Annotated in this window: 23 protein-coding genes; 20 read left to right on the forward strand and 3 right to left on the reverse strand. The window is 43.8% G+C overall.

Going from position 1 to position 20,707, the window contains the following annotated elements:
- Positions 1–4 precede the first annotated feature (4 nt).
- Genes aroE through BGM23_RS09265 form a run of 6 tightly spaced genes read left to right on the forward strand, consistent with a single transcriptional unit; the run spans position 5 to position 3,376 of the window.
- Complete coding sequence (gene aroE, locus BGM23_RS09240) at positions 5–847, forward strand: shikimate dehydrogenase (RefSeq protein ID WP_041850031.1); 843 nt, start codon at positions 5–7, stop codon at positions 845–847.
- Positions 841–1,131, forward strand: a complete 291-nt coding sequence (gene yhbY / locus BGM23_RS09245) for a ribosome assembly RNA-binding protein YhbY (RefSeq protein WP_003226133.1) — start codon at positions 841–843, stop codon at positions 1,129–1,131. Before aroE ends, yhbY begins: the two co-directional genes overlap by 7 nt.
- Positions 1,132–1,142: 11 nt before the next feature.
- Positions 1,143–1,712: a nicotinate-nucleotide adenylyltransferase gene (locus BGM23_RS09250; protein ID WP_004398676.1), complete on the forward strand. Its 570-nt coding sequence runs from the start codon at positions 1,143–1,145 to the stop codon at positions 1,710–1,712.
- Positions 1,702–2,262, forward strand: coding sequence for a bis(5'-nucleosyl)-tetraphosphatase (symmetrical) YqeK (gene yqeK, locus BGM23_RS09255; RefSeq protein ID WP_014480316.1), 561 nt, complete (start codon positions 1,702–1,704; stop codon positions 2,260–2,262). The genes BGM23_RS09250 and yqeK overlap by 11 nt, the downstream gene beginning before the upstream one ends.
- Positions 2,263–2,279: 17 nt before the next feature.
- Positions 2,280–2,636, forward strand: a complete 357-nt coding sequence (rsfS, locus tag BGM23_RS09260; RefSeq protein ID WP_041333759.1) for a ribosome silencing factor — start codon at positions 2,280–2,282, stop codon at positions 2,634–2,636.
- Positions 2,633–3,376 (forward strand): class I SAM-dependent DNA methyltransferase, encoded by a 744-nt coding sequence (locus BGM23_RS09265; RefSeq protein ID WP_033884459.1) that lies wholly within the window; start codon positions 2,633–2,635, stop codon positions 3,374–3,376. Before rsfS ends, BGM23_RS09265 begins: the two co-directional genes overlap by 4 nt.
- Before the next feature lie 65 nt (positions 3,377–3,441).
- Here the strand turns inward: BGM23_RS09265 and comER are convergent, their stop codons facing one another.
- A complete protein-coding gene (gene comER, locus BGM23_RS09270) occupies positions 3,442–4,263 on the reverse strand; it encodes a late competence protein ComER (RefSeq protein ID WP_032726195.1) in 822 nt (273 codons plus the stop codon).
- 83 nt (positions 4,264–4,346) lie between these two features.
- Between comER and comEA the strand changes: the two genes are divergently transcribed.
- The 3 genes from comEA to BGM23_RS09285 all read left to right on the forward strand — a co-directional run bounded on the left by comEA (position 4,347) and on the right by BGM23_RS09285 (position 7,934).
- On the forward strand, positions 4,347–4,964 hold the full coding sequence (comEA, locus tag BGM23_RS09275; RefSeq protein WP_046663622.1) for a competence protein ComEA: 618 nt from the start codon (positions 4,347–4,349) through the stop codon (positions 4,962–4,964).
- Positions 4,965–5,030: 66 nt separating this feature from the next.
- Positions 5,031–5,600 (forward strand): ComE operon protein 2, encoded by a 570-nt coding sequence (locus tag BGM23_RS09280; RefSeq protein WP_003229978.1) that lies wholly within the window; start codon positions 5,031–5,033, stop codon positions 5,598–5,600.
- A 3-nt stretch (positions 5,601–5,603) separates the two neighbouring features.
- A complete protein-coding gene (locus BGM23_RS09285; protein ID WP_046663619.1) occupies positions 5,604–7,934 on the forward strand; it encodes a DNA internalization-related competence protein ComEC/Rec2 in 2,331 nt (776 codons plus the stop codon).
- A gap of 39 nt (positions 7,935–7,973) precedes the next feature.
- Here BGM23_RS09285 and BGM23_RS09290 read toward each other — a convergent pair whose 3' ends face one another.
- Positions 7,974–8,108 (reverse strand): YqzM family protein, encoded by a 135-nt coding sequence (locus BGM23_RS09290; RefSeq protein WP_003229983.1) that lies wholly within the window; start codon positions 8,106–8,108, stop codon positions 7,974–7,976.
- Between the two features lie 40 nt (positions 8,109–8,148).
- Between BGM23_RS09290 and BGM23_RS21850 the strand changes: the two genes are divergently transcribed.
- Both BGM23_RS21850 and holA read left to right on the forward strand, forming a co-directional pair.
- On the forward strand, positions 8,149–8,298 hold the full coding sequence (locus tag BGM23_RS21850; RefSeq protein ID WP_003229985.1) for a hypothetical protein: 150 nt from the start codon (positions 8,149–8,151) through the stop codon (positions 8,296–8,298).
- Between the two features lie 39 nt (positions 8,299–8,337).
- On the forward strand, positions 8,338–9,381 hold the full coding sequence (gene holA / locus BGM23_RS09295) for a DNA polymerase III subunit delta (RefSeq protein WP_003229987.1): 1,044 nt from the start codon (positions 8,338–8,340) through the stop codon (positions 9,379–9,381).
- A gap of 14 nt (positions 9,382–9,395) precedes the next feature.
- On the opposite strand, the gene rpsT is transcribed toward holA, so the two are convergent.
- Positions 9,396–9,662, reverse strand: a complete 267-nt coding sequence (gene rpsT, locus BGM23_RS09300) for a 30S ribosomal protein S20 (RefSeq protein WP_003229989.1) — start codon at positions 9,660–9,662, stop codon at positions 9,396–9,398.
- Between the two features lie 203 nt (positions 9,663–9,865).
- Between rpsT and gpr the strand changes: the two genes are divergently transcribed.
- The 9 genes from gpr (at position 9,866) to dnaJ (ending at position 20,692) form a co-directional block, all read left to right on the forward strand.
- A complete protein-coding gene (gene gpr / locus BGM23_RS09305; RefSeq protein ID WP_003229991.1) occupies positions 9,866–10,972 on the forward strand; it encodes a GPR endopeptidase in 1,107 nt (368 codons plus the stop codon).
- A 62-nt stretch (positions 10,973–11,034) separates the two neighbouring features.
- Entirely contained in the window at positions 11,035–12,240 is a 1,206-nt protein-coding gene (gene spoIIP / locus BGM23_RS09310; RefSeq protein ID WP_003229993.1) for a spore autolysin SpoIIP, read from the forward strand.
- Between the two features lie 16 nt (positions 12,241–12,256).
- Positions 12,257–12,595, forward strand: coding sequence for a YqxA family protein (locus BGM23_RS09315; RefSeq protein ID WP_004399162.1), 339 nt, complete (start codon positions 12,257–12,259; stop codon positions 12,593–12,595).
- 133 nt (positions 12,596–12,728) lie between these two features.
- A complete protein-coding gene (gene lepA / locus BGM23_RS09320; RefSeq protein WP_003229999.1) occupies positions 12,729–14,567 on the forward strand; it encodes a translation elongation factor 4 in 1,839 nt (612 codons plus the stop codon).
- 52 nt (positions 14,568–14,619) lie between these two features.
- On the forward strand, positions 14,620–15,759 hold the full coding sequence (gene hemW / locus BGM23_RS09325; protein WP_004398764.1) for a radical SAM family heme chaperone HemW: 1,140 nt from the start codon (positions 14,620–14,622) through the stop codon (positions 15,757–15,759).
- A gap of 80 nt (positions 15,760–15,839) precedes the next feature.
- Entirely contained in the window at positions 15,840–16,871 is a 1,032-nt protein-coding gene (gene hrcA, locus BGM23_RS09330; RefSeq protein ID WP_003246126.1) for a heat-inducible transcriptional repressor HrcA, read from the forward strand.
- A 71-nt stretch (positions 16,872–16,942) separates the two neighbouring features.
- A complete protein-coding gene (grpE, locus tag BGM23_RS09335) occupies positions 16,943–17,506 on the forward strand; it encodes a nucleotide exchange factor GrpE (RefSeq protein WP_003230005.1) in 564 nt (187 codons plus the stop codon).
- A 23-nt stretch (positions 17,507–17,529) separates the two neighbouring features.
- Complete coding sequence (dnaK, locus tag BGM23_RS09340; protein WP_004398786.1) at positions 17,530–19,365, forward strand: molecular chaperone DnaK; 1,836 nt, start codon at positions 17,530–17,532, stop codon at positions 19,363–19,365.
- A 199-nt stretch (positions 19,366–19,564) separates the two neighbouring features.
- Positions 19,565–20,692 (forward strand): molecular chaperone DnaJ, encoded by a 1,128-nt coding sequence (gene dnaJ, locus BGM23_RS09345; RefSeq protein ID WP_003230010.1) that lies wholly within the window; start codon positions 19,565–19,567, stop codon positions 20,690–20,692.
- Positions 20,693–20,707 lie beyond the last annotated feature (15 nt).

Here is a 20,707-nt window from a genome sequence, read left to right on the forward strand (position 1 = left end):
GTGTATGAAAAAGCTGTACGGGGTTATCGGAAATCCTATTGGCCATTCTATGTCACCTGATATTCATAACGCATCATTGAAAGACCTCGGGCTTGACGGACATTATCATGCCTTCAAGGTAGAAGAGAATGATCTGGAGGATGCGGTAAAAGGAATAAGAGCTCTAGGCGTACAAGGAATCAATGTGACTGTTCCGCACAAGGTTTCCATTATGGATTATTTGGATCATATTGATGAGAGTGCAAAAGTGATCGGTGCCGTAAACACGGTCAGAAGAGAGGGAGATAAGCTTGTCGGATACAATACCGATGGGGAAGGCTTCGTGAAGTCATTAATGAAGGTATTAGACAAGCCCATCTCTGAACTGTCATTCTTAATGATCGGCGCTGGCGGAGCGGCGAGAGCCATTTTTACAACAATTGTCCGAAATACCCCGAAAAAATTTGACATTTGCAACCGGACGTTAGAAAAAGCAAAGCGGCTTACAGAAGCTACTCCCTCGTTTCACAATAAAGAAGTATTAAGCATAAAAGAAGCAGAAGAACGTCTTGAGCAGTATGATGTTATCATCCATACAACGTCTGTGGGCATGTATCCGAACGTGGACGATGTGCCGCTTTCATTACAGCGTGCCGCGAGCAGTGCCGTCGTATGTGATATCGTGTATAATCCAATACAGACGGCCCTTTTAAAAGAAGCAAGCCAAAAAGGCTTGAAAACACTCGATGGTGTGGGCATGTTTGTTGAACAGGCAGCATTGTCTTTCCAATTGTGGACTGGACAAGAGCCTGATATTGAAAAAATGAGATCTATTGTAATAGGAAAATTAGGAGGAACAGAATGTTAACAGGTAAACAAAAACGTTTTTTGCGTTCAAAAGCGCATCATTTAACGCCGATTTTTCAAGTAGGTAAAGGCGGAGTAAACGACAACATGATTAAACAAATTGCTGAGGCGCTTGAAGCGAGAGAGCTGATTAAAGTCAGCGTGCTTCAGAATTGCGAAGAGGATAAAAACGATGTAGCGGAAGCTCTTGTAAAAGGAAGCCGCTCTCAATTGGTGCAGACAATCGGCAATACGATTGTGTTATATAAGGAATCAAAGGAAAATAAACAAATCGAGCTTCCTTAAAGGTGGTTGAAATGAAGAAAATCGGAATTTTCGGAGGCACGTTTGACCCTCCGCATAATGGTCACCTCTTAATGGCTAATGAGGTGCTGTACCAGGCGGGGCTTGATGAAATTTGGTTTATGCCTAATCAAATTCCGCCGCATAAACAGAACGAAGACTATACCGACAGCTTTCATCGCGTGGAAATGCTAAAGCTTGCAATTCAATCTAATCCGTCCTTTAAGCTGGAGCTTGTTGAAATGGAAAGAGAAGGGCCATCATATACCTTTGATACCGTTTCTTTACTGAAGCAGCGTTATCCAAATGATCAGCTGTTCTTTATTATCGGCGCTGATATGATTGAATATTTGCCGAAATGGTATAAGCTGGACGAGCTGCTGAACCTCATTCAATTTATTGGAGTAAAGCGCCCCGGTTTTCATGTTGAAACCCCTTATCCGCTTCTCTTTGCAGACGTTCCGGAATTTGAGGTATCATCAACTATGATAAGGGAACGGTTTAAAAGCAAGAAGCCCACTGACTACTTAATCCCTGATAAAGTGAAGAAGTATGTAGAGGAGAATGGTTTATATGAATCGTGAGGAGGCACTTGCATGCGTGAAGCAGCAATTGACCGAACACCGATATATCCATACGGTTGGCGTGATGAACACGGCGATCGAACTTGCGGAGCGTTTTGGAGCCGATTCTAAAAAAGCGGAAACAGCGGCAATCTTTCATGATTACGCCAAATTCCGCCCGAAAGAAGAAATGAAACAAATTATTGCGCGTGAAAAAATGCCTGCGCATTTATTGGATCATAATCCGGAGCTCTGGCACGCTCCGGTCGGCGCTTATTTGGTCCAAAGAGAGGCAGGGGTTCAAGATGAAGACATTCTTGACGCCATTAGGTATCATACCTCAGGCCGCCCCGGCATGACACTTTTAGAAAAAGTCATTTACGTTGCCGATTACATTGAGCCAAACCGGGCATTTCCCGGTGTCGATGAGGTGCGTAAGCTTGCTGAGACAGATTTGAATCAAGCGCTGATTCAGTCCATTAAAAATACAATGGTTTTTCTTATGAAAAAAAATCAACCGGTTTTTCCAGACACATTTTTAACGTATAACTGGCTTGTGTCTGGCAGCTGAACAGGAGGAATTTGTGAATGAACCATAAGTCCATTTTAAAGATCGCAGCTGCGGCTTGCGATGATAAACGGGCAGAGGATATTTTAGCACTGGATATGGAAGGTATTTCTCTGGTTGCTGATTATTTTCTGATCTGCCACGGAAATTCAGATAAACAGGTACAGGCGATTGCCCGTGAAATCAAGGATCAAGCTGATGAAAACGGCATTCAAGTCAAAAAGATGGAAGGCTTTGATGAAGCAAGATGGGTTCTCGTTGACCTAGGCGATGTGATTGTCCATGTCTTCCACAAGGACGAAAGAAGCTACTACAACCTTGAAAAGCTGTGGGGAGACGCTCCGCTCGCAGATCTTGATCTTGGAATGAATCAATGATTTATCAAGGCTTTGCAAGCGTGTATGACGAGTTAATGTCACACGCGCCTTACGATCAATGGACAAAATGGATTGAAGCATCTCTCCCGGAAAAAGGCCGTATTCTCGATCTGGCATGCGGCACGGGGGAAATCTCCATCCGGCTTGCCGAAAAAGGCTTCGAGGTTACAGGCATCGATCTCAGCGAAGAGATGCTTTCTTTCGCCCAGCAAAAGGTATCGAGTAGCCAGCCTATTTTATTTCTTCAGCAGGATATGAGAGAGATTACCGGCTTTGACGGTCAATTTGACGCTGTTGTGATATGCTGTGACTCATTAAATTATTTAAAAACAAAAAATGATGTGATCGAAACCTTTAAAAGTGTTTTTCGGGTATTAAAGCCTGAAGGCATTCTGCTGTTTGATGTTCATTCATCTTTTAAAATTGCGGAAGTCTTTCCGGATAGCACATTTGCTGACCAGGACGAAGATATCAGCTATATTTGGCAGAGCTTTGCCGGAAGTGGCGAGCTTTCTGTCATTCATGATATGTCGTTTTTTGTGTGGAACGGAGAAGCGTATGATCGTTTTGATGAGACACACGAGCAAAGAACGTTCCCGGTGGAAGAATACGAAGAAATGCTTAAGAACTGCGGCTTTCAGCTCCATCGCGTGACAGCTGATTTTACGGATACCGAGCCATCAGCACAATCAGAACGCCTCTTTTTCAAGGCGCAGAAATCAAAAACCATCGTTTCCTAAAACGATGGTTTTTTAAAATGCTTTTTTATGCTTTTGCAGTACAGACGAACGTATGACATACTCGTCTACACATGAAACTGCTTTTTCACTGCGGAAATATCCTCCTCGTACTTCATATGAGTATTTTGAAATACCCGGTGAAACATATCCTGCACACCGCTTTCCAGCGCTTTAATGCCTTCTCCTGTTACACCGCCTTTAACGCAAACCTTTTCCTGTAATGCAGGCAGGGTATACAATTCGGTTTCTAACAGTTTTCCCATTCCGACAAGCATTTCCTTACACATCAAAATCGCGTCCTGTTTAGATACTGATGTTTCCGTGACAGCTGCATCTATAAACCGCTGAATCAGATAGCTCATAAAAGCGGGGCCGCAGCTTACGATGTCTGATGCAACCCTTGTGATGTCACTTTCAATTTGCAGCGGATGAGAGATATGCTGCATCAGCTCATTGATTTTCGTTTTTGCAGATTCGCCGCAGCTTGTGCCAAACGTGACGAGAGAAACACCTGCCAGCGCTCTGTTCGTAATACTTGGGATCACTCGAGCCACTTGACACGGCACATATTGTTCGAGCTGTTCGGTTTGAACGGGGCTTGTAATTGAGATGAGAATATGATCTTTTCTTAAATAAGGTAACGCTCTTGCCAGTAAAGGATATATATCAAGCGGCTTAACACAAATAAAAATCATCTCGTTTTCAGAAACGAGCTTTTCGAGACTTTCGGTAACGTTTATGCTGTTGTAGCGGTTTTTTATGTGCAACGCTTTTTCAATTGTGCGGTTTGTGATTGTCATGTTTGAGGGATCGGCTGCTTTTGATTCAATAAATGATTCGATAAGGATCGTACCCATATTTCCTGTGCCGATAAAGCCTATCTTCAATGGTTTCCCCTCCTTTGAGCTATTATCCTCTAAACCATATGTGTTATGAAAATAAAATATGACGAAAGCGGGGAACATGCACGATGAATTGGTTGAATCAGCATAAGAAAGCAATTATTTTAGCGGCTTCTGCGGCTGTTTTCACAGCGATTATGATCTTTCTGGCCACAGGGAAAAATAAAGAGCCGATGAAGCAAGCTGTACCAACAGAGACAGAAAATACAGTGGTAAAGCAGGAAGCAAACAACGACGAGTCAAGTGAAACAATTGTGATAGACATCAAAGGTGCTGTTAAGCATCCAGGCGTTTATGAAATGCGTACAGGGGACAGAGTATCTCAGGCAATTGAGAAAGCAGGCGGGACCAAAGAACAAGCAGACGAAGCGCAAGTAAATTTGGCGGAGATTCTGCAGGACGGGACAGTGGTGTACATCCCGAAAAAGGGAGAGGAAACAGCAGTGCAGCAAGGTGGCGGAGGGTCTGTCCAAAGCGATGGAGGGAAGGGAGCGCTGGTGAATATCAATACAGCAACTTTAGAGGAGTTACAAGGCATCTCAGGGGTGGGGCCATCCAAAGCTGAAGCTATTATTGCATACCGGGAAGAAAACGGGCGTTTCCAAACAATTGAAGATATCACTAAGGTTTCAGGAATAGGTGAAAAGTCATTTGAGAAAATAAAGTCTTCCATTACAGTAAAGTGATTTGACGGTCATGCATTATGATAGGTAAACTAAAGGTCAGGCAACACAACATTTGGAGGGAACAACGTGGAACGAATTTCATGGAATCAATACTTTATGGCTCAAAGCCATTTATTGGCGCTGCGCAGCACATGTCCGAGATTATCTGTCGGCGCTACTATAGTCAGAGACAAACGCATGATAGCAGGAGGCTACAATGGGTCAATCGCGGGCGGCGTACATTGTGCAGATGAAGGATGCTTAATGATAGATGATCATTGCGCAAGAACCATTCACGCTGAAATGAATGCGATTCTTCAATGCTCTAAGTTTGGGGTGCCGACTGATGGAGCTGAGATTTATGTGACGCATTATCCGTGTATTCAATGCTGCAAATCTATTATTCAAGCTGGTATCAAAACGGTTTATTATGCTGAGGATTACAAAACACATCCGTATGCGCAGGAATTATTTGAACAGGCGGGTGTAACTGTTGAACAGGTTGAACTCGATGAAATGATCGTTGATCTGAAAAACAGAGAAAAGCTTTCATTTGTAGCGGGTCTAATAGGGAAATTGGCCGATGCCGGTTTAGCGGAGGAAGAATTGAAAAAGATACATGAACAGGCGAATACACTTTTCACGAGCTACGTGTGATGAATGCGTAATTCGCGTTTGTTATTGCCTATGGCGGCAGCTTCGGCAACGGCTGGAATTACTGCCGCCGCTTATTTCCCCGCTATTTTTCTTTTCATTCTCTTTCTCCTCATCATTTTAATCAAAACGAGGCACGCTTTTCTCATTATTGTTTGTTTCTTCTCTTTTATATTGTTTTTTGTACTGTATGCAGTCACAGATTCTCAGAATGTCTCTTCCTATCGGCAGGGAACCTATCAATTCAAGGCAGTGATTGACACTATTCCCAAAATTGACGGCGACCGTATGTCTATGATGGTTAAGACACCTGATAAGGAAAAATGGGCTGCTGCGTATCGCATTCAGTCTGCTGGTGAAAAAGAACAGCTGTTATACATAGAACCAGGAATGTCATGTGAGTTGACTGGTACATTGGAAGAACCGAATCACGCAACTGTGCCGGGTGCATTTGATTATAACGAGTATCTTTATCGGCAGCATATTCATTGGAACTACTCTGTCACGTCTATCCAAAACTGCAGTGAACCTGAAAATTTTAAGTACAAGGTGCTCAGCTTGAGAAAACATATCATATCATTCACAAACAGCCTTCTGCCTCCTGATTCGGCAGGAATTGTACAGGCACTTACAGTCGGTGACAGATTTTATGTGGAGGACGAAGTGCTTACCGCGTATCAAAAGCTTGGTGTTGTCCATCTCTTGGCAATATCAGGACTCCACGTGGGGATTTTGACAGCAGGTTTGTTTTATATCATGATTCGCCTTGGTATAACTAGAGAAAAGGCGTCAATTCTGTTGCTGTTATTTCTGCCACTCTATGTGATGTTGACCGGCGCTGCTCCTTCAGTGCTACGCGCCGCTCTCATGTCGGGTGTTTACTTAGCTGGAAGCCTTGTCAAATGGCGTGTCCACTCTGCAACTGCAATTTGCCTTTCATACATCGTCCTTCTGCTCTTCAATCCTTATCATCTCTTTGAAGCCGGTTTTCAGCTATCGTTCGCCGTCAGTTTTTCTTTAATTCTATCCTCTTCTATTTTTCAGCAGGTTAAAACCTCCTTGGGACAGCTGACAATTGTATCACTCATCGCTCAGCTGGGCTCGCTTCCGATTCTTCTATATCATTTTCATCAGTTTTCTATCATCAGCGTACCGATGAATATGTTGATGGTACCATTTTATACCTTCTGTATTTTGCCGGGAGCTGTAGCAGGTGTTCTTCTATTAAGTCTTTCCGCTTCGTTTGGGAGATTGTTTTTCAGCTGGTTTGATTTATTGATAAGCTGGACCAATAGGCTAATCACAAACATTGCAGATGTTGATGTGTTCACGATTATGATCGCACATCCTGCCCCTGTTTTGCTTTTTTTATTCACGGTTGCGATCATCCTATTGCTTATGGCGATTGAAAAACGCTCCTTGTCGCAGTTGATGGTAACCGGAGGCATTTGCTGCACGGTGCTGTTTCTGCTCTTTATATATCCGTGTCTTAGTTCCGAAGGAGAAGTGGATATGATAGATATTGGACAGGGTGACAGCATGTTTGTAGGTGCTCCGCATCAGCGGGGTCGTGTCTTAATTGATACCGGCGGCACTTTGTCTTACTCGTCAGAGCCTTGGCGCGAAAAACAGCATCCGTTTTCACTGGGGGAAAAGGTGCTGATTCCGTTTTTAACTGCTAAGGGAATCAAACAGCTTGACGCTTTAATCCTGACGCACGCTGACCAAGATCATATCGGAGAGGCGGAGACTCTGCTGAAGCATCATAAAGTAAAGCGCCTCGTGATTCCGAAAGGGTTCGTTTCTGAACCTAAAGATGAGAAAGTGCTGCAGACAGCCAGAAAAGAGGGAGTGACAATTGAAGAGGTGAAGCGAGGCGATGTGTTGCAAATAAAGGATTTGCAGTTCCATGTACTGTCACCTGAAACACCTGATCCGGCAAGCAAAAATAATTCCTCTCTCGTTCTGTGGATGGAGACGGGCGTTCTGAGCTGGATTTTGACGGGTGATCTGGAGAAAGAAGGGGAACAGGAGGTGATGGACGTGTTTCCAAATATTAAAGCAGATGTCTTAAAGGTGGGGCACCATGGGAGCAAAGGCTCTACCGGTGAAGACTTCATCCAACAGCTTCAGCCGAAAACGGCCATTATCTCAGCCGGGAAAAACAATCGGTACCATCATCCTCATCAAAAAGTTCTGCAACTATTACAGAGACATTCTATCCGCGTGCTGCGAACAGATCAAAACGGAACGATCCAATATAGATACAAAAACAGAGTTGGAACCTTTTCTGTCTATCCTCCATATGATACATCAGATATAACAGAGACGAACTAAAAAAGACTGCCGAGAAATCAGCAGCCCGGGCAGTCGCTGTTATGAACCAACTAGGTGAATAACCGTTGCCATGACAAACAAGAAGGCGAAAAATCCGAAGGACACAACAAAACCAACAGCTGAATCTACAGCATCATTTCGTTTGCTTTGAACGTTTTTTTCAAAATCATTCAACTTTATCCCTCCTGACTGACTTAAGTATAATGGAATTGTTTTGAAAAATCTAGAAGCTAAGGTAACGTTTTCTGTTCTGGTGATTATCGCCTTTTTACAAGCTGTCCCGGGGGCTTGCGAACAGGCGTTTAATATAAATGGGGAAGCAGCAGTCAGGCTTCCTCTTTACTATTTTGCAAACTCAATTTAGGATAGAAGGGGATGATGAAAGAGAGGAAGTCGTACAACAATGGTATTTGATGTGTGGAAAAGCCTGAAAAAAGGAGAGGTCCATCCGGTTTATTGTTTATACGGAAAAGAGACATATCTGCTGCAAGAAACCGTCAGCAGGATCAGACAGACGGTCGTTGATCAGGAGACAAAGGATTTCAATCTGTCCGTTTTTGATCTGGAAGAGGACCCGCTGGATCAAGCGATTGCAGATGCTGAAACGTTTCCGTTTATGGGGGAGCGGCGTCTTGTCATTGTGAAAAATCCATATTTTTTAACAGGTGAAAAGAAAAAAGAAAAAATTGAGCACAACGTCAGTGCGCTTGAATCATATATACAATCACCTGCGCCTTACACAGTCTTTGTCCTGCTTGCTCCGTATGAAAAGCTTGATGAGCGAAAAAAGCTGACGAAAGCGTTAAAGAAGCACGCGTTTATGATGGAGGCGAAGGAATTAAATGCAAAGGAAACGACAGACTTTACTGTCAACCTTGCAAAAACAGAGCAGAAAACAATCGGCACGGAAGCGGCGGAGCATTTGGTTCTGCTTGTGAACGGTCATCTGTCATCGATTTTTCAGGAGATTCAAAAGCTCTGCACGTTTATTGGAGATCGTGAAGAAATTACGCTGGATGATGTAAAAATGCTTGTTGCTAGAAGCCTTGAACAAAATATTTTTGAGCTGATCAATAAAATCGTCAACCGAAAACGAACAGAGAGTCTGCAAATTTTTTATGATTTGCTAAAACAAAATGAAGAACCGATCAAAATTATGGCGCTTATTTCGAATCAGTTCCGGCTGATTCTGCAGACGAAGTACTTCGCGGAACAGGGATACGGACAAAAACAAATCGCTTCTAATCTAAAAGTTCACCCATTTCGGGTAAAGCTGGCGATGGATCAAGCAAGGCTTTTTTCAGAGGAGGAGCTCCGTTTAATTATTGAACAGCTTGCCGTCATGGACTATGAGATGAAAACCGGGAAAAAGGACAAGCAGCTCCTGCTCGAACTGTTCCTTTTACAGCTGTTAAAAAGAAATGAAAAAAACGATCCCCATTATTGAGGATCGTTTTTATATTATGCAGAAAGTCCGTTCACTTTTTTCGCTAGTCTTGATTTGTATCGAGCTGCGGTATTTTTGTGTACAAGACCTGTTTTCACTGCTTTATCAATACGTTTAGCTGCTTCAGTAAGAGCAGTTTTCGCTTTGTCAGCTTCGTTGTTGGCAACAGAAGCTTCAACTTGTTTGATTGCAGTACGCATAGCAGATTTGATTGTCGCGTTATGAACGCGGCGTTCGTTGTTTGTTTTTGTACGTTTAATCGCTGATTTAATGTTTGGCATGTGTTTCACCTCCTAAGATACAACCTGTAGCACAGTGTCTTAAGGTTAAATCTTCTTCACAATAGAACAAATTGTATTCTATCAAACACACCTTTAGATTGCAATATAAATGTAAAGTATTTTTCATTGAAGGTTCTCTTTTTAGCATGATTTATTCAGCAAATGGCAACAATATAGGTACTTAATGTGAAGGAGGCCCCTGTATGAAAAAGAGTGAGCTGGATGTGAATCAGTATTTGATACGGACCGATTTGGCAGTGGAAACGAAGGAAGCAATGGCCAATCAGCAGGCTGTGCCGACAAAAGAAATTAAAGGCTTTATTGAAAAAGAGCGTGATCACGGCGGCATTAAAATCCGCACAGTTGATGTTACAAAGGAAGGCGCAGAGCTTTCGGGAAAAAAAGAAGGGCGCTATTTAACGCTTGAAGCACAGGGAATCAGGGAGAATGATTCGGAAATGCAGGAGAAGGTCTCTGCTGTCTTTGCGGAGGAATTCTCAGCTTTTCTTGAAAACCTTAATATCTCAAAAGATGCGAGCTGTTTGATCGTTGGGCTCGGCAACTGGAACGTGACACCTGATGCGCTTGGACCGATGGCAGTAGAAAATCTGTTGGTAACAAGGCACTTGTTTAAGCTTCAGCCGGAAAACGTACAGGAGGGTTACAGGCCTGTCAGTGCTTTTGCACCGGGTGTAATGGGGATAACAGGAATCGAAACAAGTGACATTATTAAAGGTGTGATTGAGCAATCGAAGCCTGATTTTGTCATCGCCATTGATGCGTTGGCGGCGCGGGCGGTGGAAAGGGTCAACACAACCATTCAAATATCGGATACAGGCATTCACCCGGGGTCTGGAGTGGGGAATAAACGAAAAGATTTAAGCAAAGACACGCTTGGTGTTCCGGTGATTGCTATCGGTGTTCCGACAGTAGTTGATGCCGTGACAATTGCCAGCGACACGGTGGACTACATATTAAAACATTTTGGCAGAGAAATGAAGGATAACAGGCCATCAAGATCGCTTGTTCCGGCAGGCATGACGTTTGGGAAAAAGAAAGTGCTCACTGAAGACGATCTTCCCGATCAAAAGCAGCGCCAATCGTTCCTAGGTATTGTCGGAACCCTTCAAGAAGATGAAAAACGGCAGCTCATTCACGAGGTGCTTTCGCCTTTAGGGCACAACTTAATGGTTACACCGAAGGAAGTCGATTCATTTATCGACGATATGGCAAATGTTTTAGCGAACGGATTAAACACAGCGCTTCATGAAAAAGTGTCACAAGAAAACAAAGGCTCCTACAATCACTAAACAGTTCTACTTCCTCTAGCTTGTTCATAGAGTAATTACTAGACAAGCGCTGGAGGGATTCAATGAGAAATAAACGCAGAAACAGACAGATTGTTGTTGCGGTAAATGGAGGGAAAGCGGTAAAAGCCATCTTTCTATTTATCGTAAGCCTTATCGTGATTTTTGTTCTATCCGGTGTGCTGACGTCTCTCCGGCCGGAACTTAGGCCGTCGTCTGACTCTTTTTATGGGATTGCTGAAGAATTGCCGGGTGACGTATTTGCACATTTGCTGCAGATGGAAAACCATTATTTCGCTTCTGACCTCTCTCAAACAGACAGCTCATTTCATCTTTCTCGTCTTTCTTTAAAGCTGGCGACGAGCATTAACCTCGAAGATCCGCGGAGCTTTCTCGGTCGGGAGCTGCCAGGATTTGCACAATTTGATACCGAGATTTTGTTAGCTGGACAAGGAACGGATTATACGAATATGCCTGCGGAATCGCCGCCGCCGTCTAAGGTGATGGAGGAAGAAAGAGAAGCGAATTTGGCAGAGATTGAAAAACAGCAAACGCAATCAGATAATGCGCAAAAAGATCCGCCGAAACAAACAACAGGTGATAAAAAGGTCGTGTTTATCTATCACACGCACAATACGGAATCATATCTCCCTCTATTAAAAGGCGAGACCGATCCTGACATGGCGCGCCATTCTAAAGCCAATGTCACGCTTGTAGGAGATATGTTCGGACAAGCGCTTGAATCCCAGGGAATCGGAGCCACAGTGAATAAAACCGATATACAGTCAAAATTGAATAAAAAAGGCTTAAACTATGCCAGGTCCTATGATGAATCAAGGCCGGTCGTGAAAGACGCCCTCGCTTCAAACAAAAATCTGCAATATATCATTGACATCCACAGAGACTCTCGGCGCAAAAAAGACACAACCGCAACGATTAAAGGGAAAAGCTATGCCAGGGTAGCCTTTGTCGTCGGGAAAAAAAGCAAAAACTTCGAAGAAAACTATAAAATTGCGAGTGAGCTTCATAAACTGATGGAGAAAAAATACCCCGGACTTAGCACAGGTGTCTTTTCCAAAGGCTCGCCAGGCGATAATGGTGTTTACAATCAGGATTTAACCGATAGAGCGCTTTTGCTCGAGTTTGGCGGAGTGGATAATAATCTCGAAGAGCTGCAGCGTGCGGCTAACGCGGCCGCGGACGTATTCAGCGAAATGTACTGGGATGCTGAAAAGGTCAACGCAGCGAGCGGGGAGACGAAAAAACAATAAGAAATAGGTGGTTGATTTGATTGCATACTTTGGAAAGTGCTTACTGCTTGTCACGATCATGTTTTTAGGCGTTCTGTTCGGCATGCAGCAGGCAAACCACGGGATGCTGAGTATGAAAGGCTATCATGACCCTTCACTGAAGGGGGCGTTTACGCTCACCGACGGAAAAGATAATGAAAAAGAAGCCTCAATCCTAGGAGAAACAGTCACGGCAAAAGATTTAGTAGAAAAACAAAAAGAGCTGGAAAAGGTGGAGACATTCAATATGTTTTCAAAAGCCGGAAAAGCGCTTTCGGACACCGTAACCAATACTGCCCAGTCAATGTATGAATGGATACGGGATATGAATCAATAAGTACGTGAAAGAGAAAAGCAACCCAGATATGATAGGGAACTTTTCTCTTTCTTGTTTTACATTGAATCTTTACAATCCTATTGATATAATCTAAGCTAGTGTATTTTGCGTTTAATAGTAGGAGTGATAGATTGTGACAGATAAAGAAAAGCGTTTAGAGAGGCAATCGAGAATACGGAATTTCTCTATCATTGCCCATATTGACCACGGAAAATCGACCTTAGCGGATCGTATTTTAGAAAAAACGTCGGCAATCACTCAACGAGAAATGAAAGAACAATTGCTCGATTCTATGGATCTTGAACGTGAGCGGGGCATAACCATTAAATTAAACTCTGTTCAGCTTAAATATAAAGCAAAAGACGGAGAAGAATATATCTTTCATCTAATCGATACGCCGGGACACGTCGACTTCACGTATGAAGTATCCCGAAGCCTTGCTGCCTGCGAGGGAGCGATTCTTGTCGTGGATGCAGCCCAGGGGATTGAAGCGCAGACGCTCGCCAATGTCTACTTAGCGCTTGACAACGATCTTGAAATCCTTCCGGTCATCAATAAAATCGACCTTCCGAGCGCCGAGCCCGAACGTGTGCGCCAAGAGGTAGAAGACGTTATCGGCCTTGACGCATCAGAAGCCGTGCTTGCTTCAGCAAAAGCCGGTATCGGGATTGAGGAGATTTTAGAACAAATCGTAGAAAAGGTGCCAGCTCCGACCGGAGATCCGGAGGCGCCGCTCAAAGCGCTGATCTTCGACTCGCTTTATGACGCCTACCGCGGTGTCGTGGCTTATATCAGAGTCGTTGAAGGAACGGTAAAGCCGGGACAAAAAATCAAAATGATGGCAACCGGCAAAGAATTCGAAGTAACAGAGGTGGGCGTGTTCACGCCGAAAGCAACTCCGACAAATGAACTGACGGTCGGTGATGTAGGCTTCCTGACTGCCTCAATCAAAAATGTTGGTGACACACGTGTCGGTGATACAATAACGAGCGCTGCCAATCCTGCAGAAGAAGCGCTGCCGGGATACCGCAAGCTAAACCCGATGGTGTACTGTGGTTTGTATCCGATTGATACAGCGAAGTATAATGATTTAAGGGAAGCTCTTGAAAAGCTTGAGCTGAATGATTCCTCCCTTCAATATGAAGCGGAAACTTCGCAAGCGCTTGGATTCGGGTTCCGCTGCGGATTTTTAGGCATGCTTCACATGGAGATCATTCAGGAGCGAATTGAGCGTGAGTTCAACATCGACCTGATTACGACAGCGCCAAGCGTTATCTATGACGTGTATATGACAGACGGCGAAAAGGTCGTTGTCGACAACCCGTCCAACATGCCGGATCCTCAAAAGATCGAAAGGGTTGAGGAGCCATACGTAAAAGCGACGATGATGGTGCCGAATGACTATGTCGGCGCTGTAATGGAGCTTTGCCAAGGAAAACGCGGCAATTTCATTGATATGCAGTATTTAGACGCAAACCGTGTCAGCATCATTTATGATATGCCATTAGCGGAAATCGTATATGAGTTTTTTGATCAGCTGAAATCAAGCACTAAAGGCTATGCGTCCTTTGATTATGAACTGATCGGCTACAAACCGTCCAAGCTTGTGAAAATGGACATTATGCTGAATGGTGAAAAAATCGATGCCCTTTCCTTTATCGTGCATCGTGATTACGCATATGAACGGGGAAAAGTGATCGTTGAAAAACTGAAAGAACTCATTCCGCGCCAGCAGTTTGAAGTTCCGGTACAAGCCGCAATCGGCCAGAAAATCGTGGCCCGCTCCACCATAAAAGCAATGCGTAAAAACGTATTGGCTAAATGTTACGGAGGGGACATCTCGCGTAAACGGAAACTTCTTGAAAAACAAAAAGAAGGAAAGCGCCGTATGAAGCAGGTCGGCTCAGTTGAAGTGCCGCAAGAAGCATTTATGGCAGTTCTGAAAATGGACGACAGTCCGAAAAAACAATAGAAGCCGCCGCAGTCTTGTACTGCGGCTTCTTTCTGTAAAGAAGGTGAATCCGTTGAAATCAGCTTATATCCATATCCCATTTTGTGAGCATATTTGCCACTACTGCGATTTCAATAAATATTTTATTCAAAGTCAGCCAGTCGACGAGTATTTAAACGCACTCGAACAGGAAATGATAAATACAATAGCAAAAACCGGGCAGCCTGATCTCAAAACAATCTTTATCGGAGGAGGCACGCCGACCTCCCTGTCTGAGGAACAGCTTAAAAAGCTGATGGATATGATCAACCGCGTGCTAAAGCCCTCAAGCGACTTATCGGAATTTGCGGTTGAAGCGAATCCGGACGATTTGTCCGCAGAGAAATTAAAAATATTAAAAGAAGCAGGCGTAAATCGCCTTAGCTTTGGTGTGCAAACGTTCGAAGACGATCTGTTAGAAAAAATCGGCCGAGTGCACAAGCAAAAAGATGTATTCACCTCTTTTGAAAGAGCGCGGGAAATCGGTTTTGAGAATATCAGTCTTGATCTCATGTTCGGGCTTCCGGGGCAAACCCTCAAGCATCTGGAACATTCCATAAACACTGCTTTATCATTGGACGCTGAGCATTATTCCGTTTACTCCCTTATTGTAGAACCGAAAACGGTATTTTATAATTTGATGCAAAAAGGGCGGCTTCATCTTCCGCCGCAGGAGCAGGAAGCTGAAATGTATGAAATAGTGATGAGCAAGATGGAAGCTCACGGCATTCATCAATATGAAATCAGCAACTTTGCTAAGGCAGGCATGGAATCTAAGCACAATCTAACGTATTGGAGCAACGAACAATATTTCGGTTTCGGAGCTGGCGCTCACGGATATATTGGCGGCACACGAACAGTGAACGTCGGACCTGTTAAGCATTACATTGACCTGATAGCTGAAAAGGGTTTTCCGTACAGAGATACACATGAAGTGACAACAGAAGAACAGATTGAGGAAGAAATGTTTTTAGGTTTGAGAAAAACAGCCGGTGTCAGCAAAAAACGATTCGCAGAAAAATACGGCCGCTCCCTGGATGGACTTTTCCCAAGCGTGTTAAAAGACCTCGCTGAAAAAGGGCTGATTCACAATTCGGAGTCTGCCGTTTATTTGACTCATCAAGGGAAATTATTAGGCAATGAAGTTTTTGGCGCTTTTTTGGGTGAGTTATAATTGACATTTTTCTTGTGGTTTGATACTTTTGTTATAGAATTAGCACTCGCTTATTGAGAGTGCTAACAGAGGTGATGATGATGTTAACAAATCGTCAGCTGCTGATCCTACAGGTTATAATCAACGATTTTATTAAATCGGCACAGCCGGTGGGATCAAGAACTCTTTCGAAAAAAGATGAAATCACATTTAGCTCTGCAACAATAAGAAACGAGATGGCTGACTTGGAGGAATTGGGCTTTATTGAAAAAACCCATTCATCCTCAGGACGTGTTCCGTCAGAAAAAGGGTATCGGTACTATGTTGACCATTTGCTGTCACCCGTCAAACTGACGAAAAGCGACCTGGACCAAATCCACTCGATCTTCAAAGAGAAAATTTTCGAGCTGGAGAAGACAGTTCAAAAATCAGCGCAAATTTTGTCCGATCTGACGAATTACACATCCATCGTACTCGGGCCGAAGCTGAGTGAGAATTACCTTAAACAGATTCAAATCATTCCGATTCAGCCTGATATGGCGGTAGCGATTCTCGTTACCAATACGGGGCATGTGGAAAACAAAACGATTAACTTTCCGACCAAAATGGATCTGTCTGATATTGAAAAACTGGTCAATATACTGAACGACCGATTAAGCGGCGTTCCAATGGATGAACTGAATGAGCGCATATTTAAGGAAGTTGTCATGTACCTAAGACAGCACATTAAGAACTATGACAATATACTCGACGCGCTTCGTTCAACCTTTCATTCCACAAATCACGTTGAAAAGTTGTTTTTTGGCGGGAAAATCAATATGCTGAACCAGCCTGAGTTCCATGATATCACCCGAGTTCGGTCGCTGCTTTCATTAATTGAGAAAGAACAGGATGTTTTAAAGCTGGTTCAATCCCCGCACACGGGAATTTCGATTAAAATCGGAAAAGAAAACGACTATGAAGAGATGGAAAATTGCAGTCTGATTACGGCTTCTTATTCCGTAGACCAGAAGCAGATCGGCTCAATTGCGATTATCGGCCCGACCCGCATGAATTATTCCAGGGTTGTCAGCCTGCTTCAGCATGTGACTTCGGACTTGTCAAAAGCATTAACAAGTCTGTATGATGAATAAGGGAATTTTGGCAAATTTTATCGAAGGGCAGCACCTGTCCTTCTCCTTACACTTTGAGGGAGGTGAACACAATGTCAGAAGAAAAACAAACCGTTGAACAAAACGAAACAGAAGAGCAAGAAATCATTGAAGAACAAGCTGCCGCTGATGAACAGCAGGAAGAAACAAATGAAAGCGAACTTCTTCAAAACCAAATTAACGAATTGCAAGGTTTGCTTGAGGAAAAAGAAAACAAACTTTTGCGTGTTCAAGCAGACTTTGAAAACTATAAACGACGCAGCCGTTTAGAGATGGAAGCGTCCCAAAAATACCGTTCTCAAAATATCGTGACTGATTTACTGCCGGCTCTTGACAGCTTTGAACGAGCGCTTCAGGTTGAAGCCGACAATGAACAGACGAAAAGTTTGCTCCAGGGAATGGAAATGGTCCACCGTCAGCTCGTAGAAGCCTTGAAAAAAGAAGGCGTCGAAGCCATCGAAGCTGTAGGGCAGGAATTTGATCCTAATCTGCACCAAGCTGTTATGCAGGCTGAAGACGAAAACTACGGCTCCAACATTGTTGTTGAGGAAATGCAAAAAGGCTATAAGCTGAAGGATCGCGTCATTCGCCCTTCCATGGTCAAAGTGAATCAATAATTACATAGCAGGAGGTTATTCAAGTGAGTAAAGTTATCGGAATCGACTTAGGAACAACAAACTCATGTGTGGCAGTGCTTGAAGGCGGCGAGCCTAAAGTTATTGCTAACGCTGAAGGAAACCGCACAACGCCATCAGTTGTTGCATTTAAAAACGGCGAACGTCAAGTAGGGGAAGTGGCTAAACGCCAATCTATTACAAACCCTAACACAATTATGTCTATCAAACGTCATATGGGTACTGATTATAAAGTTGAAATTGAAGGAAAGGATTACACTCCACAAGAAGTGTCTGCTATCATCCTTCAACACCTTAAATCATACGCTGAAAGCTATCTTGGCGAAACAGTATCAAAAGCAGTTATCACAGTTCCTGCATACTTTAACGATGCTGAGCGTCAAGCAACAAAAGACGCTGGTAAAATTGCAGGTCTTGAAGTAGAACGTATCATCAACGAGCCGACTGCAGCAGCGCTTGCATACGGACTTGATAAAACAGATGAAGATCAAACGATCCTAGTATACGACCTTGGCGGCGGTACATTCGACGTTTCCATCCTTGAGCTTGGCGACGGTGTATTCGAAGTTCGTTCAACTGCCGGCGACAACCGTCTGGGTGGGGACGATTTTGACCAAGTTATCATCGATCATCTGGTGTCTGAATTCAAAAAAGAAAACGGCATTGATTTGTCAAAAGACAAAATGGCGCTTCAGCGTTTGAAAGACGCAGCTGAAAAAGCGAAAAAAGATCTTTCCGGCGTATCTTCTACGCAAATTTCTTTACCGTTTATCACAGCTGGAGAAGCAGGACCGCTTCACCTTGAACTTACATTAACTCGCGCTAAATTCGAAGAGCTTTCTTCTCATTTAGTAGAGCGCACAATGGGTCCTGTCCGTCAAGCGCTTCAAGATGCAGGACTTTCTGCAAGCGAAATCGACAAAGTCATCCTTGTCGGCGGATCAACTCGTATCCCTGCCGTACAAGAAGCAATCAAAAAAGAAACTGGAAAAGAAGCGCATAAAGGCGTAAACCCGGATGAAGTTGTAGCGCTTGGTGCTGCGATTCAGGGCGGCGTTATCACAGGTGACGTAAAAGATGTTGTTCTTCTTGACGTTACACCGCTTTCTCTCGGTATCGAAACAATGGGCGGTGTGTTTACAAAACTGATCGACCGCAACACGACGATCCCAACAAGCAAATCTCAAGTGTTCTCAACTGCTGCTGATAACCAAACAGCTGTTGATATCCATGTTCTTCAAGGTGAGCGCCCAATGTCTGCCGACAACAAAACACTCGGCCGCTTCCAGCTTACTGATATCCCGCCAGCACCGCGCGGCGTGCCTCAAATCGAAGTTTCTTTCGATATTGACAAAAACGGTATCGTAAACGTAAGAGCAAAAGACTTAGGCACAGGAAAAGAACAAAACATTACAATCAAATCTTCTTCAGGTCTCTCAGATGAAGAGATCGAACGCATGGTAAAAGAAGCGGAAGAAAATGCTGACGCTGATGCGAAGAAAAAAGAAGAAATCGAAGTCCGCAACGAAGCAGATCAGCTTGTTTTCCAAACTGAGAAAACATTAAAAGATCTTGAAGGCAAAGTGGACGAAGAACAAGTGAAAAAAGCCAACGATGCCAAAGACGCTTTAAAAGCAGCGATTGAGAAAAACGAATTTGAAGAGATCAAAGCGAAAAAAGATGAGCTTCAAACAATCGTTCAAGAGCTTTCTATGAAGCTTTATGAAGAAGCTGCTAAAGCACAGCAAGCTCAAGGCGGAGCAAACGCTGAAGGCAAAGCGGATGACAACGTTGTCGACGCTGAATACGAAGAAGTAAACGACGACCAAAACAAAAAATAAGTTCTTTTTAGTGTCAGCCCCGCTTCCGGAGCTGACCGAAAAGAACACATTTCATAATCTGATTCAATGATTAGAAAGTCAAAGTCAGGCATCTCTTGGCTTTGACTTTTTTTCTTGCCCGGGATAAAAGGAATTGAAAAATCATAATTCAAAATGATACAATCTAATTTATGTGAGAAATTCGGGAGAGTGAAGCGAGATGAGTAAGCGTGATTACTATGAAGTGCTGGGAGTAAGTAAGAGCGCTTCAAAGGATGAAATTAAAAAAGCTTATCGGAAGCTGTCAAAAAAATATCATCCTGATATTAACAAAGAAGCCGGATCAGATGAAAAATTTAAAGAGGTAAAAGAAGCATACGAAACGCTGTCAGATGACCAAAAACGTGCGCATTACGATCAATTTGGTCACACTGACCCTAACCAAGGCTTCGGCGGCGGAGGTTTTGGCGGCGGCGATTTCGGCGGTTTTGGTTTCGATGATATTTTCTCAAGTATATTCGGCGGAGGCACAAGACGAAGAGATCCAAACGCTCCGCGCCAGGGTGCTGATTTACAGTATACGATGACCCTGTCGTTTGAGGATGCGGCTTTCGGTAAAGAAACAACCATCGAAATTCCCCGCGAGGAAACGTGCGAAACATGTAAAGGCTCAGGTGCGAAACCTGGAACAAATCCAGAAACATGCTCCCACTGCGGAGGCTCCGGCCAGTTAAACGTGGAGCAAAATACACCGTTTGGAAAAGTCGTTAACAGACGGGTCTGCCACCACTGTGAAGGTACAGGCAAAATCATTAAAAACAAATGTGCGGACTGCGGCGGCAAAGGAAAAATCAAAAAACGCAAGAAAATCAATGTGACAATTCCAGCCGGTGTAGATGACGGGCAGCAGCTTCGTCTCTCGGGACAGGGTGAACCAGGAATAAACGGCGGCCCTGCCGGGGATTTATTTGTCGTGTTCCATGTACGCGCACACGAGTTCTTCGAGCGTGACGGCGATGATATTTACTGTGAAATGCCGTTAACGTTTGCTCAGGCTGCTCTTGGAGATGAGGTAGAAGTGCCGACGCTGCATGGAAAAGTGAAATTGAAAATTCCGGCCGGTACACAAACAGGAACGAAATTCAGATTAAGAGGCAAAGGCGTTCAAAATGTCAGAGGCTATGGACAGGGTGACCAGCATATCGTCGTCCGCGTCGTTACGCCGACAAATCTGACTGATAAACAAAAAGACATTATCCGCGAATTTGCCGAAGTCAGCGGAAACCTGCCTGACGAACAGGAAATGAGTTTCTTTGACAAGGTAAAACGCGCGTTTAAAGGCGATTAATTATTGGATGAGGAG

The organism is Bacillus sp. FJAT-14266 (genome assembly GCF_001719225.1).
GTDB lineage: Bacteria > Bacillota > Bacilli > Bacillales > Bacillaceae > Bacillus > Bacillus subtilis.